The sequence below is a fragment of the Aeromicrobium yanjiei genome, from assembly GCF_009649075.1.
Lineage (GTDB): Bacteria > Actinomycetota > Actinomycetes > Propionibacteriales > Nocardioidaceae > Aeromicrobium > Aeromicrobium yanjiei.
Genome location: NZ_CP045737.1, coordinates 151290 through 167814, shown reverse-complemented (window position 1 = coordinate 167814; position 16525 = coordinate 151290). Strand labels below are relative to the sequence as shown.

Sequence of the window (16525 nt, the reverse complement as noted above, 5' to 3'; positions counted from 1 at the left end):
GCAGAGCATAGCCCTGATCAGACATGAGTATTGGACGGCATAGAGGGCGGACGGGAGGATGGAGCCATGTCTGCCACCCTCGAGCAACGCCGCCACCTGGCCACCGAGATCCCCGGCCCCCGCTCCCGCGAGCTGATGGCGCGCAAGAGCGCGGCCGTCGCCCAGGGCATCGGCACCACCATGCCGGTGTTCGCGGTCGAGGCCGGCGGCGGCATCGTCAAGGACGTCGACGGCAACTCGTTCATCGACCTCGGCTCGGGCATCGCGGTGACGACCGTGGGCAACAGCGCCCCCCGCGTCGTCGAGGCCGTCCGTGAGCAGGTCGAGGCGTTCACGCACACCTGCTTCATGGTCACGCCGTACGAGGGCTACGTCGCCGTGGCCGAGGCGCTCAACCGGCTGACCCCCGGCGACCACGACAAGAAGTCCGCGCTGTTCAACTCCGGCGCCGAGGCGGTCGAGAACGCGATCAAGATCGCCCGGGCGCACACCAAGAAGCAGGCCGTCGTGGTGTTCGACCACGCGTACCACGGGCGTACCAACCTCACGATGGCGATGACCGCCAAGTCGATGCCCTACAAGAGCGGCTTCGGACCCTTCGCCCCCGAGGTCTACCGCGCCCCGCTGTCGTACCCGTTCCGCGACGACAAGCAGGTGGACGGCCAGGCGGCGGCCCGCCGCGCGATCGACGTCATCGAGAAGCAGGTCGGCTCGGGCAACCTGGCCGCCGTCGTGATCGAGCCCATCCAGGGCGAGGGCGGCTTCATCGTGCCGGCCGACGGCTTCCTGCCCGCGCTCGCCGACTGGTGCACCGCGAACGGCGTCGTGTTCATCGCCGACGAGGTGCAGACCGGCTTCGCCCGCACCGGCGACCTGTTCGCGTGCGATCACGAGGGCGTCGTCCCCGACCTGATCGTCACCGCCAAGGGCATCGCGGGCGGGCTGCCACTCTCTGCGGTCACCGGTCGCGCCGAGATCATGGACGCCTCGCACGTCAGCGGGCTCGGCGGCACGTACGGCGGCAACCCGCTCGCGTGTGCCGCGGCCCTGGCGACGATCGAGACGATCGAGGCCGAGGGCCTGGTCGAGCGTGCCCGGGAGGTCCAGCACCTCATGCTCGACCGGCTCCACCGCCTGCAGGCCGACGACAGCCGGATCGGTGACGTCCGCGGGCGCGGCGCGATGATCGCCGTCGAGCTGGTCAGGCCGGGCACGACCGATCCCGATCCCGAGCTCGCCCGGGCCGTCGCGGCGAGCGCCCATCAGGCGGGCGTGATTGTGTTGACGTGTGGGACGTACGGCAACGTGCTCCGGTTCCTGCCGCCGCTCGCGATCGGCGACGAGCTGCTCGTCGAGGCGCTCGACATCCTCACCACCGCTTTCCAGGAGGCAACAGCATGACTGCAGACGTGTTCGTCAACAACGAGTGGCTGCCCGGCGCCGACGGGGAGTTCGACGTCGTCGACCCCGCCACCGGCGAGGCGATCCGCGCGGTCTCCAACGGCGGCGTCCAGGACGCGACCGCCGCGGTCGACGCCGCGGTCGCGGCCCTCGCCTCGTGGCGCCGGGTCCCGCCGCGTCAGCGCGGTGAGATCCTGCGCCGGACGTACGAGCTGATGATCCGCGACACCGACGAGCTCGGTGCGCTCATCGCGGCCGAGAACGGCAAGTCGCTGAGCGACGCCAAGGGCGAGGTCGCGTACTCCGCGGAGTTCTTCCGCTGGTACGCCGAGGAGGGCGTCCGCATGGGCGGCGACTACGGCTCCTCCCCCGCCGGCGGCACGCGCACCGTCGTGACCCACCACCCCGTGGGCGTCGCGGCGCTCGTGACGCCGTGGAACTTCCCGGCCGCGATGGCCACGCGCAAGATCGCCCCCGCGCTGGCCGCCGGGTGCACGGTCGTCATCAAGCCCGCGTCCGAGACGCCCCTGACGGCGTTCGCGATCGCCAAGCTCATGGTCGAGGCCGGCGTGCCCGCAGGCGTCGTCAACATCGTCCCGTCCAAGTCGGCCGGCAAGATCGTGGGCACCTGGCTCGAGGACCCCCGGGTCCGCAAGATCTCGTTCACCGGCTCGACCGAGATCGGCCGGGTGCTGCTCAAGCAGGCGGCCGAGCGGGTCGTGAACTCCTCGATGGAGCTGGGCGGCAACGCCCCCTTCATCGTCACCGACGACGCCGACGTCGACGCCGCGGTCGAGGGCGCGATGATCGCGAAGTTCCGCGGCGGCGGCCAGGCCTGCACCGCGGCCAACCGGCTGTACGTCCACGCGGACGTCGCCGAGGAGTTCACCGCCAAGCTGGGCGCCAAGGTCGAGGCGCTCCGGGTCGGCCCGGCCTCCGAGGGGTCCGACATCGGCCCGATGATCAACGCCAAGGCCGTCGACGACACCCAGGCGCTGCTCGCCGGGGCGCTCGAGGCCGGTGCGACGATCACCCACCAGGCCGCCGTCCCCGAGGACAGCAAGGGCTTCTACTTCCCGCCGACGGTCCTCAGCAACGTCCCGGCCGATGCCGAGATCGTGCGCGAGGAGATCTTCGGGCCCATCGCGCCGATCGTCACCTGGACCTCCGACGACGGTGTCGTCGCCCTGGCCAACGACACCGAGATGGGCCTCGCGGCGTACGTCTATGCCGGCGAGCTCCAGCGCGGCATGCGTCTCGGCGAGGCGATCGAGGCCGGCATGGTCGGCATCAACCGCGGCCTCGTCTCGGACCCCGCGGCACCGTTCGGCGGCATGAAGCAGAGCGGCATGGGCCGCGAGGGCGCCCGGGCCGGCCTGGAGGAGTTCCAGGAGACCCAGTACCTCAGCATCGCCTGGAACGACTGACTCACGTCCCCGCTGGGCGCACGCGCGCCCAGCGGGACCGGCGGGGTCAGTCGGCGATGTAGAACATGCGCTTGTTGACGAACTCGTCCATGCCGAGCGGCCCGAGCTCGCGGCCGAAGCCCGAGCGCTTCACGCCGCCGAACGGGATCTCGGCGCCCTCGCCGGCGGTCGAGTTGACGTTGGCCATGCCCACCTCGAGGCGCTGCGCAAGCCTCTCCGCGCGGGCCGGGTCGGCGCTGAAGACCGAGCCGCCCAGTCCGTACGTCGTGTCGTTCGCGAGCGCGAGCGCCTCCTCGTCCGAGCCGACCTTGTAGACGACGGCGACGGGGCCGAACAGCTCTTCGGAGTACGCCCGCATGTCGGGGGTCACCCCGGTCAGCACGGCCGGGGCGTAGTGGGCGTCCGGTCCGTCGCTGAGCGTGCCGCCCGCGTGCAGCGTCGCACCCTTGTCGACCGCGTCCTGCACCTGCTCGGCGAGGGTCTCGGCGGCCTTGCGCGACGACAGCGGCGAGAACGACTCCAGCGAGCGCGCCTTCTCGGTCAGCCGGCCGACGAAGTCGTCGAACAGGTCGTCCATGACGATCATGCGCTTGTTGGAGTTGCAGGCCTGGCCGGTGTTGTACATGCGGAAGTCCCACGCGTCGCCCGCGACCGCGTCGAGGTCGTCGGTGTCGAGCACGACCATCGGATCGGAGCCGCCGAGCTCGAGCACGCACTTCTTGAGGTTCTTGCCCGCCAGCGCCGCGACGATCGCGCCCGCGCGCTCCGAGCCGGTCAGGGAGACGCCCGCGATCCGCGGATCGGCGATGATCGTCTCGATCTGGTCGTGCGTCGCGAACACGTTGACGTACGCACCCTCGGGCACGCCCGCGTCCTTCATGATCTGCTCGACCGCGAGCGCCGAGCGCGGCACCGACTCGGCGTGCTTGAGGACGATCGTGTTGCCCAGCATCAGGTTGGGCGCTGCGAAGCGGGCGATCTGGTAGAACGGGAAGTTCCACGGCATGATGCCGAGCAGCGGTCCGATCGGCAGCTTCTGCACGACGGCCCGGCCGCCGGAGATGGGCTTGATCGGCTGGTCGGCCGCGAGCGTCGGGCCCTCGTCGGCGAAGTAGTCGAAGATCGCCTGGCAGAACTCGGCCTCCTCCACGCCCTCCCCGGCCGGCTTGCCCATCTCGGTCTGCGCGATCGCGGCCAGCTCGTCCGCGCGCTCGGCGAACAGCGCCGCGACGCGTTTGACGACGACGGCGCGATCGGCGATCGGCACGTCCTTCCACGACGCGTACGCCGCGGCGGAGGCGGCGAGGGCCGCCTCGATGTCGGCATCGGTCGCGGGATCGAAGGACTCGACGACCTCACCGGTCGACGGGTCGGTCACCTGGTACGCAGGACTGCTCATGGGGGCTCCTTCGGGTCGGCCAGGACGGCAGGTCGGCGAGGCCTGGCCCGAGCGTAGCCCGCATCCGGGGGATCGACACGGGGTCGCCGAGAGGGGGGCGGCAACCGGACTCGATAGCCTGAGGCGGCATCCGGTCATGGACTCAGTCGATCAGCAGGGGGAACGATGGTCGAGCACATCCGCGGGGCGCAGCACGTCCAGCGCATCGGCCGGTCCCGGCTGTTCGTGGAGCCGCCGGTCCGGTTCCTCGGCGCGTTCGTGATCCGGTCCGACACCCGCATCGGCGCCTTCACCGAGTTCGGCCGCGAGGTCGAGGTGCAGGCCGCGACGCTCGGTCGCTACTGCGAGATCGGCCCCGGCAGCCTGCTGGGCGCGACCGGTCACCCGACGAGCTGGCTCAGCGTGTCCGCGTTCCAGTACAAGAAGGCCACGTGGGGCTGGCACCCGTCCGCGGACGCCACCGAGGTCGTGGACCCCGAGGCAGGCGGCCGTCAGTCGTTCCGCAGCGTGGGCGGTGACCTGGCCGTGATCGGCAACGACGTGTGGCTCGGCGCCAACGTCGTCGTGCTGCGCGGCGTGACGATCGGCGACGGCTCGATCGTCGCCGCGAATGCCGTCGTCACCAAGGACATCCCGCCGTACTCGATCGCCGGCGGCGTCCCGGCCAGGGTGATCCGGCCGCGGGTTGAGGCCGACCTGCGCGACGAGCTGCTGGCCCTGCAGTGGTGGCGGCACTCCCCCAACCAGCTGAGCGGCATCCCGTACGACGATCCCGCCGCGGCGGCCGCCCAGCTGCGTACGCGCATCGCCGACGGCCTCGAGACGTACGACCCGGGGTTCGTCGAGATCCCGAAGCCGGCCGAGCCCGCCCCACCCCGACGCCGCCTGCGCTTCTTCCCCCGCTGACCCGTCCCCCTCAGGCGCGGTGCTTCTGCCACCGTTTCCGGGGGCGCGGTGGATCCTCCACCTTCTGGGCCGCGAATCGGCCTCAAACGGTGGCAGAAGCACCGCGCCCGGGCCAAACGGAGGCAGAAGCACCGCGCCCGGCTCAAACGGTGGCAGAAGCACCGCCGAGGTGCGGGAACTGCGCAAGACGCGGTCTAATGACCCCATGCGATCCATCTGGAAGGGCGCGATCAGCTTCGGGCTGGTCAGCGTGCCGGTGAAGGTCTACAGCGCGACCGAGAGCCACGACGTCCCGTTGCACCAGGTCCACTCCAAGGACGGCGGCCGCATCCGCTACCAGCGGCGCTGCGAGGTGTGCGGCGAGGTCGTCGCGTACGGCGACATCGACAAGGCCTACGACGACGGCGAGCAGACCGTCGTGCTGACCGAGAAGGACCTCAAGTCGCTGCCGGCCGAGCGCAACCACGAGATCGAGGTCGTCGAGTTCGTGCCGGCCGACCAGGTCGACCTCCTGCGCCTGGACAAGAGCTACTACCTCGAGCCCGAGGGCAAGACCCTCAAGCAGTACACGCTGCTGCGTCGCGCGCTCGAGGACTCCGACCGCACCGCGATCGTCCGGTTCGCGCTGCGGCAGAAGACCCGCCTGGCCGCCTTGCGCGTACGCGGCGACGTCCTGCTGCTGCAGACGCTGCTGTGGGACGACGAGGTGCGTTCGCCGGCCTTCGACGTGCTCAACGAGACCCCGCGGATCAGCGAGAAGGAGCGCGACATGGCCGCGCAGCTGGTGGAGTCCCTGGCCGGCGACTTCGACAGCGCCGCGTTCACCGACGACTACCAGGAGCAGCTGCGCACCCTCGTGGAGGCCAAGCTCAAGGAGGGCGACGCGCTCGACACGGACGCGACGTTCGGCGTCAGCGACGACGAGGGTGAGGATGCCGAGGTCGTCGACCTGATGGAGGCGCTCAAGCGCAGCATCGACAAGAAGAAGTCCGCGCCCGCCAAGAAGGCCGCAGCCAAGGACGACGACGCGGACGACGACGAGGCTCCTGCCAAGAAGCCGGCCGCGAAGAAGGCCGCCGCCAAGAAGCCCGCAGCGAAGAAGCCGGCAGCCAAGAAGGCCCCGGCCAGGAAAAAGGCCAAGAAGGCGAGCTAGCGGCCCGCGACGCCGTCGGGGACGGGACCGGAGAAGGTCGCATCGGGCGAGCCACGGTGCTGCACGACCCACTCCGCGACGTAGCGGAGCTTGACGTTGTGGGTCTGCGACTGGCGGCGCAGGAACTCAAAGGCCCGGTCGGCGTCGATGTCGAAGCGTTCCATGAGGATGCCCTGCGCCTGGCCGATGAGCTTGCGCGCGTCGATCGCGAGCTGCAGGCCCTCCTCGTTGTGCGCATTGGCCAACGCCACCGACGCGTGACGCACGAAGACGGTCGCGACGGCCAGGTCGTCGTCGTCGAATGCGTCCACCCGCTCGGCGTACAGGTTGAGCGAGCCGTAACGGCGTGACCGCGTCTCCAGGCGCACGCTCAGGACGCTGCGGATGCCCAGCTCGGCAACCGAGGGCCCCCACTTCTGCCAGCGGGGGTCGCGGGCCACGTCGGAGGAGGAGTAGTGAGCCTCGCCGTCGATCGCGTCGAGGCACGGTCCCTCGTCGTGGATGATCTGCAGGTTGTGGGACTCACCGACGCGGCTGGACGTCGCGGCGGCGGTCTCGATCTGGTTGCGCGCGTGCACGAGCATGATGCCGGCGTCGTCGCAGCCGGTGGCGACCTGGGCGTACTCCGCGATCCGCTCGATCGTACGCTCGGCATTGGGCTCGTCGTGCAGGTCCAGTGCCATCTGCGCGAAGAACGTCGAGCTGTCCACGGATGAGCTCCTCAGGGGTTTCGAGATGCCGGTCAAGACAACCACAGCACCAGATGAAAATACAGGTCACGACCTACTGACGGTTTGTTCGCGGTCCGCGGGGGTACGCCACGCCCGTTGACGAACTCGGCAGGCGCCGTTCCCCGCCTCGCCCTCCGACCCGAAGGGACGACCGCGTGACCACCGACTTGCACTCCGCGGGCCCCACCGTGACCGTGTTCGGGGTACGTGACGCCCTCGGCCTGGCTCTCGCCCACGAGCTCGACCGGCGCGGCTGCAGCACGCACGCCGTGACCACGGCGCTCGGCTGGCTGACGAGCACGACCAACGCAGTCGTCCGCCTCGACACCATGGCCGGCGAGCAGGCGTTCCGCGACCTCGTGCATGTCGATTCGCCCGCCGCCCACGTCGTGGCCGTGTGCGAGAAGCCCGCCGACGAGGCGACGTCGGACCGGCTGGTGGAGCTGTGCCGCCAGTGCGGGGACAAGCACGACGTCTCCCTCATCTGGCACGCGCCGCTGGAGCCCCGCATGGAGACGGTGCTCGGGGAGCCGGTCGTGCAGTCCGCGCCCGCGCCGAAGGACCTCGCCCTGACGATCGCGGACGAGGTGGGCAACCAGGTCGTGTGGACCTCCGCGCCGTCGTTCGCGGAGCGCACCTTCGAGCCCGGCTGGCAACGCGGCACGTCCTGAGCAGGCACGGACGATGTCCGGCCGGGTCACCACGGGGGTGCGAGCCATAGGAGCGATGCCTTTCCGGGTCCACAGAGCGATCGGCTGCTGCTGAACCGGTACGTACGACCCTATCAACGCAGCTGGCCCCGGGCGAATCACGCCCGGGGCCAGCTGCGAGGACGTGCGATCAAGCGACGTCGGCGACTGCGGCCTTGGTACGCAGCTGGTCCAGCAGCTTGGCCAGCCGGCGGGACACCTGCATCTGGCTCACGCCGACGAGATCGGCGATCTCCTGCTGGGTCTTGTCCTCCACGAATCGCAGCCGGATGAGCTCGCGCTCGTCGTCGGCGAGATCGCGGCACAACGGGCCGACCGTGACCCAGTCGTCGATGAACGAGAATGCCGACTCGTCCCACCGCAGGGTCTCACCGAGCGGCTGTCCGCCGTCGCGGACCGGCTGGTCCAGCGACGTCGGGGAGAAGCAGCCGCGTGCGGCCATGGCCTCGTTGACGTCGGCCAGGTCCGCACCGAGCTCCGCAGCGATCTGCGCGGCGTCGGGCGCGTGGCCCTCGGCGTGGAAGATGCGCTCGGAGGCGGAGGAGATGTCGGCCTGCAGCTGCTGGATCCGCCGCGGGGGACGAACGCCCCAGCCGTGGTCCCGGAAGTGCTTCTTGATCTCACCGAGGATCGTCACCGTCGCGAAGGGGACGAACTCTCCCCGGTCGTGACGGAAGCCGCGGATCGACTTCACCAGGGCGAAGTTGGCGACCTGCACGAGGTCCTCGCGGTCGATGCCCCGACCGGCATAGCGGCCGGCCAGGTGGCGCGCGAGGCCGAGGTGTCGACGGACGACCTCGTCCTCGAGTGCTGCGCGCTCGGCCGGTCCGGCCGAAGCAGCTGCTTCGATGAGTGCCGCGGTGTCGTCCGACTGCTCGTGGGAGCTGGACGACGCGGAGTTGCTGGATGTAACGGGAGCAGAGTTCACGATGACCCCCAGAGGTCTCGATCCGTGTACGGCTAGTTGCTCAACCGACCACCACACCATGGCATCGATGGGTGCCCGCTGGCAAGCCAGAACCGGTCGGAGAGGACCAGTTCATCTAGTTCTCATGAACTATTCACCCCCGAAGGAGCCCGTTCGGGCTGTTTCACCCGTCCGCGATCGGGTACGCGTCCCGCGCCCGGAGGGAGCGACCCGACGGCGAAAGGACCCCGATGGCCCGCAGCAGCGCCGCCGACACCGTGTCGGTCGCTGGGCGTCGTCTGCGTCTGACGCATCCGGACAAGGTCATCTATCCCGAGACCGGGACGACCAAGGCCGACGTCATCGCCTACTACCAGCAGATCGCTCCCTACCTGCTGCCGCACATCCGGGGCCGCATCGTGACCCGCAAGCGCTGGGTCGACGGCGTCGGCACGGACAGTGCACCCGGCAGCGTGTTCTTCGAGAAGAACCTTCCCGACTCCGCGCCCTCGTGGATCCGCCGCGTCGAGATCCACCACCGCGAGCACGTCAACACGTACCCCGTCTTCGAGGACGCGGCCGCGCTCGCCTGGGCCGGCCAGGTCGCGGCGCTCGAGCTGCACGTCCCGCAGTGGCGGGTCGACCGCGACGGGACGCCCCAGAACCCCGACCGGTTCGTGCTCGACCTCGACCCCGGTCCCGGCGCCGGCCTGCCCGAGTGCGTCGAGGTGGCCAAGCGCGCCAAGAAGCTGCTCGCCGACCTCGACCTCACGACGTACCCGGTCACGAGCGGCAGCAAGGGCATCCACCTCTACGCACCGCTGGACGGCTCGCACGACTCGGACTACATGAACGCCTTCGCCAAGGAGGTCGCCAAGGCGCTGGAGGCCGAGCTGCCCGATCTCGTGGTCAGCTCGATGCGCAAGAGTGAGCGCGGCGGCAAGGTGCTCGTGGACTGGAGCCAGAACAACGGCAACAAGACCACGATCGCCCCCTACTCGCTGCGCGGGACCACCACGCCGCGCGTCGCGGTACCCCGCACGTGGCGCGAGATGACCGACTCGCTGGAGCAGCTCACGCTGGACCAGGTCGTCGCCCGCATGAAGCGGCGCAAGGACCCCATGGCCGACCTGTCCGAGCACGCCGCCGATCCCGACGAGCCGGACCGCCTCGAGACGTACCGCTCGATGCGCGATCCCGACAAGACCCCGGAGCCCGTCCCGGCCGATCGCCCCGCGCCCTCCGAGGGCCGGTCCTTCGTGATCCAGGAGCACCACGCGAGCAGCCTGCACTGGGACTTCCGGCTCGAGCACGACGGCGTCCTGGTGTCGTGGGCCCTGCCGAAGGGCGTCCCGACCGACACCGGCAAGAATCATCTCGCGGTGCAGACCGAGGACCACCCCCTGTCGTACGCGACCTTCGAGGGAACGATCCCGAAGGGCGAGTACGGAGGTGGGGAGGTCACCATCTGGGACCACGGCACGTACGAGCTCGAGAAGTGGAAGGCTCGAGAGGTCATTGCCACCCTGAGTGGTACCAAGGACGGCGGGCTCGGCGGCCGTCGCAAGTACGCGCTGATCCACACCAACAAGAACCAGTGGCTCATCCACCGGATGAAGATCACTTGAACTGCAGATCCCGATGAACAGGAGCACGCACATGCCCAGGCCTTTCAAGAAGACCGCCCCGACGACGTTCCGCGACAAGCTCGAGTCACAGCTGAGCGATCTGGCGGACCAGACCGACGAGCTGCGCAAGGTGGTCGTCGCTCGCGCGCCCGAGGTTCGCGACCAGCTCGTCGAGCAGGCCGGCGAGCTGCGTCAGCAGGTCGTCGAGCGTGCGCCGGGCGTCCGTGACCAGATCGTGGCTGCGATCCCCGACAAGGACCAGCTGCTCGACCTGCGCGACGACCTGTTCGAGCGCCTGCCCGAGAACGTGCAGGAGAAGCTGCCCGAGCGGTCCAAGCCCAAGAAGACGCGTCTGCGCAAGGTCGCCGCACTCGGCGTCCTGACCGGTGCCGGTGCTGCTGCCTTCGCGATCTTGAAGCGTCGCGGCCAGCCCGACCACGCGTACACGCCGCCGACGAGCACGCCCCCGCCGGCCGCGCCGACGACGCCCCCGCCGCCGTCCTCCTCGACCGCTCCGACCGCGGCCGACCTGACCGGCGACGGCACGGATGGCACCGCCGGCAAGTCCTGACGTCCGCACCTGATTGACCTGAGGTCGGGCGGGGTAAGGCAGATAAACCTTTCCCCGCTCGACCTCGAGGTGTCTCATGAGCGCTGAACTCCAGCAACCCGCCCCGTCACCCTGGACCGCCGACGAGCTGGACTCGATCCGTGAGGGTCTGGAGTCCGCGGTGCTACGCATCGAGGCCGAGCTCGCGCTGATCGGATCCGATCTCGGCACCACCGCCGGCGCACCGCCCCTCGAGGTGCTTGTGGACGACCTCGACGTGGCGTCACAGCGCGCCGAGATGCTGCAGGACGCCGTCCAGGCCGAGAACCTCGCGGCGATCCTCGCCCAGACGCAGCACGTCCTCGATCGCCTGTCCGCGGGCCACTACGGGGTGTGCGAGTCCTGCGCGGGTGGGATCGGGCGGCCGCGGCTCGAGGCGTTCCCCCGCGCGACACTCTGCATCGGCTGCGCCCACTGAGCCCGGTTGTGCTCCGGAACAGGGGGTACTCCCTGTCTCAGTGAGAGGGGAAACAGTGAACCTGACGACACCCGAACGCCGAAGCACCACGTACCCGGACCACCGCGGGGGCCGGTGGGACAATCGACAAGTTCACGATCTCCAAGTGCACGCCCAGGAAGTGGAGTTCTCCGTGTTGCCGTACCCGCAGGAGCCGATGCTCGCGCGGCCGGTTCACGACCTGCCGGACGTCGAGGACCTTCCTGGCGGCGCGGTCTTCGAGCCGAAGTTCGACGGCTACCGCGGGCTGATCTTCGTGCAGGACGGCCACTGCCGCATCCAGTCCCGCACCGGTCGGGACGTCACCCGCGCCTTCCCCGACATCGCCGCGGCCGCGATCGACTCCCTGCCGTCGGGCGTCGTGCTCGACGGCGAGCTGGTGGTGTGGGGTGACAGCACCTGTGACTTCAGCGAGCTGCAGCGCCGCCTCGACGGCGACGTCCCCGACGGCCGCATGGGCGCGCACCCTGCGTCGTTCATCGCCTTCGACGTGCTCGCTGGCGCGGGGATGGACATGCGCAACAGTCCCCTGCGCGTACGCCGCCAGGCGCTCACGATCCTGCTGGGCGACGTGCCTGCACCGCTGCACGTCGTCCCGCAGACCCGCGATCGCGTCGAGGCCGATCAGTGGATGGCCAACTATGCCGAGGCCAACGTCGGGGTCGAGGGCGTCGTCGTCAAGGGGCTCAGCACGACGTACGCCGGGGGCGACCGAGGCTGGCTCAAGCTGCGCATCCAGGACTCGGTCGAGGGCGTCGTCGTCGCGATCTCGGGGTCGCTGCGCGCCCCGCGCCGTCTGGTGCTGGGGCTGCCCGGTCCTGACGGCACCGCCGAGCTGGTCGGCTGCACCACCGAGCTGACCCTGCCGCAGAGCCGACGCATGGGCGCCCACCTGGCCCGGGCCGCCGACGACCACCCGTGGTCGGCCGGCCTGGCGTCCACCGACGTGCCCGGCTGGCCCGCCGACTCGCCCGCGGAGCTGCTGCTCGTCGACCCGTCGACGGTCGTCGAGGTCGCCGCGGACTCCCTCGAGACCGGGCCGTGGACCGAGGCGCACGAGCTCGTCCGCGTGCGCCCCGAGCTGCAGGCGACCGAGGTCGACGTCATCCGCTGAGCGTCGGCAGATCAGTGCTGCTGGTCGGGCTCCCCGTCGGGGGCCGGTGCCTCGGCCTGGAGCGCGAGCAGCGCCTGGTTCTTGGCCTCCAGGTCCATCTGCCTGGCGGCTACTCGGACGTCCGAGGTCGTCTCCTCGTCGGGGCCCAGCACCCTGACCGTCACGATCGCGATGTCGTCGCGGGCGCTGCCCTCCTGGAACGTGAGCACCTCGTCGAGGATCAGGTCGGTGGTCTCGGCCGCGGTCGGCAGTGGGGTGGCCACGAGCGACCTCAGCCGCTCGATGCCGAACGGCTCGTCGTCGCGCCGCGCATCGGTCACCCCGTCGGTGAACAGCACGACCCGGTCACCGGGTCCGATCGTGCCGCGTCCGTCGTCGAGCTGCGGGGTCGCGAGAACGCCCACGAGCGACCCGGAGGCGCCGATCTCCACGACCGCGCCCTCCTGGGCCACCAGCAGCGGCAGGGGATGGCCGCCGGAGCTGACCGACACCAGCCACTGGTCGTCCTCCTTGAGCAGGCGCAGGAGAACGACGGTGCAGAACCGGTCGCTGCCGTGCGCCAGGAGCGCGGTGTTGAGCTCGCGCAGCACCTCCGCGGGCGAGTCGTACCGCACGGCGAGGGCGCGGATCGAGTGCCGGACGAACGAGGTGAGGACCGCGGCCTCGACCCCCTTGCCGGCCACGTCGCCGAGGGCGACGACCCACTCGCCCGTGCGGATCTGGAAGACGTCGTAGAAGTCGCCACCGATCACGGTGCCGTCGCCCGCCGGACGGTACGCACCGGCGATCTCCAGGCCCGGGACGTCGCCGATCGACGGCGGGACGAAGGTCGCCTGCAGCGTCGCGGCCAGGGCCGCGGTCAGGTGCTCGGCCTCCTCGGCTGCCCGGCGGGCCTGCAGCAGCTCCTCCTCGTGGCGGCGCCGCTCACGGGCCTCGAAGACGATCATCCGCGTGGTCTGCTTGCGGCCGTCGCCGCGCAGGTTGGCGCTGATCATGGCCGGGACCTCGGCCCCGTCGGGTCGCACCAGGTCGACCGCGATCTCGTGGACGCTGCCGTGCGCCTGCAGCTCCGCGCGGACGTGGGTCTCGTGATCGCCCGAGGAGCCCGGGGAGAGCAGGTCCGAGAAGGACTCCTTGCCGACGACGTCGTCGTGGGGGCGGTCCACCATGGCGAGGAATGCGTGATTGGCCGCGACGATCCGTCCGTCCGCGTCGAGCTCCACGTAGCCGCACGGCGCGTGGTCGAACAGGTCCCGCTGGTCGCCGCTCATGGGCTCACGAGCTCCGTGAGCGGGGCGGTCAGACGACTCGACGCGTGCATGTGCGAACGATATCGGAGTCGCCCCGAGATCTTGCCTGAGTCGCCCTGCTCTGTCACCCCGGCTCGTTATGCTGGACGGACCGGTTGAGCCACCAGGCGGTGCCATCTGCAGAAAGCTGCGCCTTGATCCCCGATCCTCTCGGTCCTCTCGACCACTCTCCCGCCTATCCGGCCGCCGATCTGACCAACTGCGAGAGGGAGCCGATCCACATCCCGGGGGCGATCCAGCCCCATGGGCTCCTGCTCGCACTCGACCACGAGCGCCGCGTCGTCATGGGCTCGCGCAACACCGAGCAGCTGCTCGGGCGGCCCATCGACGAGCTCCTCGGTCTCGAGGTCCGCGACGTGCTCGGTGCCGGACCGGCCACGGCCGTCGCGGCCGCGCTGGCCGGCGGAGACCTGTCGGCCCCGCTGCGCGCGACCCTGGCACCCAACCTCGGCAAGCTTGGCTCGGCCGAGGTCGACCTGGTCGTGCACCGGTCCGGCACCCGCACGGTGGTGGAGGTCGAGCCCGTCTGGGGCCAGGAGACGTCCCAGACGGTGTCCTACCGCTCGGCGCGGGCGGCCGTCACTCGCCTGACCGGCACGTCCACGACCGCCGGGCTGTGCGAGCAGCTCGCCCACGAGATCCGGCAGGTCACCGGCTTCGACCGCGTCATGGTCTATCGCTTCGACGATGCCTGGAACGGCGAGGTGGTGGCCGAGGACCGTCGCGAGGACCTCAACCCGTTCCTCGGCCTGCACTATCCATCGACCGACATCCCGGCGCAGGCGCGACGGCTCTACACGGTCAACTGGACCCGGCTCATCGCCGACATCCTCTACGAGCCGGTCGCGCTGGAGCCCGTCCTCGATCCCGCGACCGGCGCGCCACTCGACCTGTCGCACTCGGTCCTGCGCAGCGTCTCGCCGATCCACGTCGAGTACCTCTCCAACATGGGCGTGTCGGCGTCGATGTCGGTCTCGATGGTCAAGGACGGACAGCTCTGGGGCCTCGTCGCGTGCCACCACTACTCCGGACCGCATCGCGTGCCGTTCGACGCCCGCTCGGCTGCGGAGTTCCTCGGCCAGACCGCGTCGCAGCTCATCGACGACCGTGAGCGCGCCGACAACCACGCCGACGAGCTCAGCGCGAGCGTGCTGCTCGCCCGCCTCACCGCATCGTTGGCCGGCGACCCGCGGCCCGTCTACGACGCGCTGCTGTCCGATCCGCGGCTCCTCGAGCTGGTCGACGCCTCGGGCGTCGCGCTATGGGTCGATGGCCAGCTGAGCACCGTGGGCGAGGTCCCGAGCGAGCCCGTCCTGCACCGCATCGCTCGCGCGGTCGGGGCCGACGACGACAAGGTCACCGCCAGCAACCACCTCGGGGCGCTCGCTCCCGAGCTCGCCGAGACGTCCGCCGTCGCGGCCGGGGCGCTGCACCTCGGCAACGGTCCGGACCGGTGGATGATGTGGCTGCGGCCCGAGGTCGAGCAGACCGTCGACTGGGGCGGCGACCCCACCAACAAGGCGCTGGCGCTCGCGGAGGACCCACAGGTCCGGCTGAGCCCCCGCAAGTCGTTCGAGAAGTGGCGCCAGGTCGTCCGCGGCCAGAGCGCGCCGTGGCGGCCCTGGGAGATCGACGTCGTGGAGAGCCTTCGCCAGTACCTCTCGGCCCAGCTGCTGCGACGCACGCACGAGCACACGGCGCTGGCCGAGTCGCTGCAGCGCGCCGTGGTGCTCGAGGAGACACCGCAGTTCGACGGCGTCGACGTGCTGGCCCGCTACCGGCCCGCCAAGGGCAGCCGCCTGGGCGGGGACTGGTGGGACGCGTTCAGCCTGCCCGACGGCCGCATCGTGCTGACCGTGGGCGACGTCGCGGGCCACGGCGTCACCGCCGCGACCGCGATGGCCCAGGTGCGCACGGCCCTGCGGGCGTACATGATCGACGGCAGCTCCCCCGCCGCGTGCGTCGACAAGCTCGACGTGCTGGTCGCCGCGCTGCTGCCTGGTCAGACCGCGACGGTCGTCGTGCTCGTGGTCGACCCCGCGACCGGCCGCGTCGAGGTCGCCAACGCCGGGCACCCGCCGGCGCTGCTGCTCAAGGACGGCGGCAGCACCCTCGTGGCGCCCGCGGGCCGCCCGCTGCTCGGCGTCGACTTCGGTGAGGCCGGGACCGACGAGCTCGTGCTCGCACCCGGCGACGTCCTGCTGTTGTACACCGACGGACTGGTCGAACGCCGCGGTGTCGAGATCGACTCGTCGATCGAGCGGCTGGGCCGCGCTGCGGTCACGTCGGACCACACCGGCACGCTCGACACCTGGATCACCGACCTGCTGACGGCCGTCCCGGGCACTCTCGACGACGACCTGACCGTGGTCGCCCTCCGCACGACAGGAGCCCTGGCATGAGCCTGACCATCTCCGACCGGTCCGCGGGCGACTTCCATGTCGTCGAGCTGGCCGGTGACATCGACATCGACTCCGCGCGCGAGCTCCGCGCCCACATCGTCGGGTGCATCGCCGACCGCTCCCCGCGGGTCGTCGTCGACCTGACCGACGTCGCGTTCATGGACTCCTCGGGCCTCGGGGCCCTCGTCGGCGGGTGGCAGCTGACCCGCGAGGGCGGCGCCTTCCGCATCGCCGGCGCGAACCCGGTCGTGCGTCGCGTCCTGTCGATCACGGGGATGGAAGACGTCTTCGATCTCTACCCCACGGTGGACGACGCGACCAGCCGCTGAGACGCGTGCCACACCCCGAAAGCCCCGCACGTGAAATAAGA

General features: G+C 70.6%; 15 protein-coding genes. 11 read left to right on the top strand and 4 right to left on the bottom strand.

All coding sequences use genetic code 11. The features are described 5' to 3' along the window. Positions 1 to 66: 66 nt before the first annotated feature. On the top strand, positions 67 to 1401 hold the full coding sequence (gabT, locus tag GEV26_RS01035; protein ID WP_153651350.1) for a 4-aminobutyrate--2-oxoglutarate transaminase: 1335 nt from the start codon (positions 67 to 69) through the stop codon (positions 1399 to 1401). Then, a complete protein-coding gene (locus GEV26_RS01030) occupies positions 1398 to 2828 on the top strand; it encodes an NAD-dependent succinate-semialdehyde dehydrogenase (RefSeq protein ID WP_153651349.1) in 1431 nt (476 codons plus the stop codon). The genes gabT and GEV26_RS01030 overlap by 4 nt, the downstream gene beginning before the upstream one ends. A 46-nt stretch (positions 2829 to 2874) precedes the next feature. Here the strand turns inward: GEV26_RS01030 and GEV26_RS01025 are convergent, their stop codons facing one another. Further along, on the bottom strand, positions 2875 to 4227 hold the full coding sequence (locus GEV26_RS01025; protein WP_153651348.1) for an NAD-dependent succinate-semialdehyde dehydrogenase: 1353 nt from the start codon (positions 4225 to 4227) through the stop codon (positions 2875 to 2877). A 165-nt stretch (positions 4228 to 4392) separates the two neighbouring features. Between GEV26_RS01025 and GEV26_RS01020 the strand changes: the two genes are divergently transcribed. Next, the gene (locus GEV26_RS01020) at positions 4393 to 5133 is read left to right on the top strand and encodes a CatB-related O-acetyltransferase (RefSeq protein WP_153651347.1); all 741 of its coding nucleotides are present in this window, start codon (positions 4393 to 4395) and stop codon (positions 5131 to 5133) included. A gap of 205 nt (positions 5134 to 5338) precedes the next feature. Beyond that, positions 5339 to 6286 (top strand): non-homologous end joining protein Ku, encoded by a 948-nt coding sequence (gene ku / locus GEV26_RS01015; protein WP_153651346.1) that lies wholly within the window; start codon positions 5339 to 5341, stop codon positions 6284 to 6286. Here ku and GEV26_RS01010 read toward each other — a convergent pair. Beyond that, entirely contained in the window at positions 6283 to 6996 is a 714-nt protein-coding gene (locus tag GEV26_RS01010; protein ID WP_153651345.1) for a GAF and ANTAR domain-containing protein, read from the bottom strand. The genes ku and GEV26_RS01010 overlap by 4 nt on opposite strands. A 176-nt stretch (positions 6997 to 7172) precedes the next feature. Here GEV26_RS01010 and GEV26_RS01005 point away from each other — a divergent pair, with 176 nt between their 5' ends. After that, positions 7173 to 7688, top strand: a complete 516-nt coding sequence (locus GEV26_RS01005; RefSeq protein ID WP_153651344.1) for a hypothetical protein — start codon at positions 7173 to 7175, stop codon at positions 7686 to 7688. A gap of 169 nt (positions 7689 to 7857) precedes the next feature. On the opposite strand, the gene GEV26_RS01000 is transcribed toward GEV26_RS01005, so the two are convergent. Next, positions 7858 to 8655: a sigma-70 family RNA polymerase sigma factor gene (locus GEV26_RS01000; protein WP_194839926.1), complete on the bottom strand. Its 798-nt coding sequence runs from the start codon at positions 8653 to 8655 to the stop codon at positions 7858 to 7860. 230 nt (positions 8656 to 8885) lie between these two features. Here GEV26_RS01000 and ligD point away from each other — a divergent pair, with 230 nt between their 5' ends. The 4 genes from ligD (at position 8886) to GEV26_RS00980 (ending at position 12443) form a co-directional block, all read left to right on the top strand. Continuing rightward, positions 8886 to 10262, top strand: a complete 1377-nt coding sequence (gene ligD, locus GEV26_RS00995) for a non-homologous end-joining DNA ligase (RefSeq protein WP_153651342.1) — start codon at positions 8886 to 8888, stop codon at positions 10260 to 10262. Positions 10263 to 10293: 31 nt separating this feature from the next. After that, positions 10294 to 10833 (top strand): hypothetical protein, encoded by a 540-nt coding sequence (locus GEV26_RS00990; RefSeq protein ID WP_153651341.1) that lies wholly within the window; start codon positions 10294 to 10296, stop codon positions 10831 to 10833. A gap of 76 nt (positions 10834 to 10909) precedes the next feature. Further along, on the top strand, positions 10910 to 11290 hold the full coding sequence (locus GEV26_RS00985; protein ID WP_153651340.1) for a TraR/DksA family transcriptional regulator: 381 nt from the start codon (positions 10910 to 10912) through the stop codon (positions 11288 to 11290). A 145-nt stretch (positions 11291 to 11435) separates the two neighbouring features. Then, entirely contained in the window at positions 11436 to 12443 is a 1008-nt protein-coding gene (locus GEV26_RS00980; protein ID WP_153651339.1) for an ATP-dependent DNA ligase, read from the top strand. An 11-nt stretch (positions 12444 to 12454) separates the two neighbouring features. Here the strand turns inward: GEV26_RS00980 and GEV26_RS00975 are convergent, their stop codons facing one another. After that, complete coding sequence (locus tag GEV26_RS00975) at positions 12455 to 13714, bottom strand: SpoIIE family protein phosphatase (RefSeq protein WP_194839925.1); 1260 nt, start codon at positions 13712 to 13714, stop codon at positions 12455 to 12457. A 173-nt stretch (positions 13715 to 13887) separates the two neighbouring features. Here GEV26_RS00975 and GEV26_RS00970 point away from each other — a divergent pair, with 173 nt between their 5' ends. Both GEV26_RS00970 and GEV26_RS00965 read left to right on the top strand, forming a co-directional pair. After that, positions 13888 to 16155: a SpoIIE family protein phosphatase gene (locus tag GEV26_RS00970; RefSeq protein WP_153651337.1), complete on the top strand. Its 2268-nt coding sequence runs from the start codon at positions 13888 to 13890 to the stop codon at positions 16153 to 16155. Then, positions 16152 to 16484 carry an STAS domain-containing protein gene (locus tag GEV26_RS00965; RefSeq protein ID WP_153651336.1) on the top strand — a complete coding sequence of 111 codons (333 nt, stop codon included), beginning with the start codon at positions 16152 to 16154 and terminating at the stop codon, positions 16482 to 16484. The genes GEV26_RS00970 and GEV26_RS00965 overlap by 4 nt, the downstream gene beginning before the upstream one ends. The last annotated feature ends 41 nt before the right edge of the window (positions 16485 to 16525 follow it).

Coding starts and splice junctions, on each gene's coding strand:
- gabT (WP_153651350.1), top strand. CDS start 67: ATGTCTGCCACCCTCGAGCAACGCCGCCACCTGGCCACCGAGATCCCC.
- GEV26_RS01030 (WP_153651349.1), top strand. CDS start 1,398: ATGACTGCAGACGTGTTCGTCAACAACGAGTGGCTGCCCGGCGCCGAC.
- GEV26_RS01025 (WP_153651348.1), bottom strand. CDS start 4,227: ATGAGCAGTCCTGCGTACCAGGTGACCGACCCGTCGACCGGTGAGGTC.
- GEV26_RS01020 (WP_153651347.1), top strand. CDS start 4,393: ATGGTCGAGCACATCCGCGGGGCGCAGCACGTCCAGCGCATCGGCCGG.
- ku (WP_153651346.1), top strand. CDS start 5,339: ATGCGATCCATCTGGAAGGGCGCGATCAGCTTCGGGCTGGTCAGCGTG.
- ligD (WP_153651342.1), top strand. CDS start 8,886: ATGGCCCGCAGCAGCGCCGCCGACACCGTGTCGGTCGCTGGGCGTCGT.
- GEV26_RS00990 (WP_153651341.1), top strand. CDS start 10,294: ATGCCCAGGCCTTTCAAGAAGACCGCCCCGACGACGTTCCGCGACAAG.
- GEV26_RS00985 (WP_153651340.1), top strand. CDS start 10,910: ATGAGCGCTGAACTCCAGCAACCCGCCCCGTCACCCTGGACCGCCGAC.
- GEV26_RS00975 (WP_194839925.1), bottom strand. CDS start 13,714: ATGAGCGGCGACCAGCGGGACCTGTTCGACCACGCGCCGTGCGGCTAC.
- GEV26_RS00965 (WP_153651336.1), top strand. CDS start 16,152: ATGAGCCTGACCATCTCCGACCGGTCCGCGGGCGACTTCCATGTCGTC.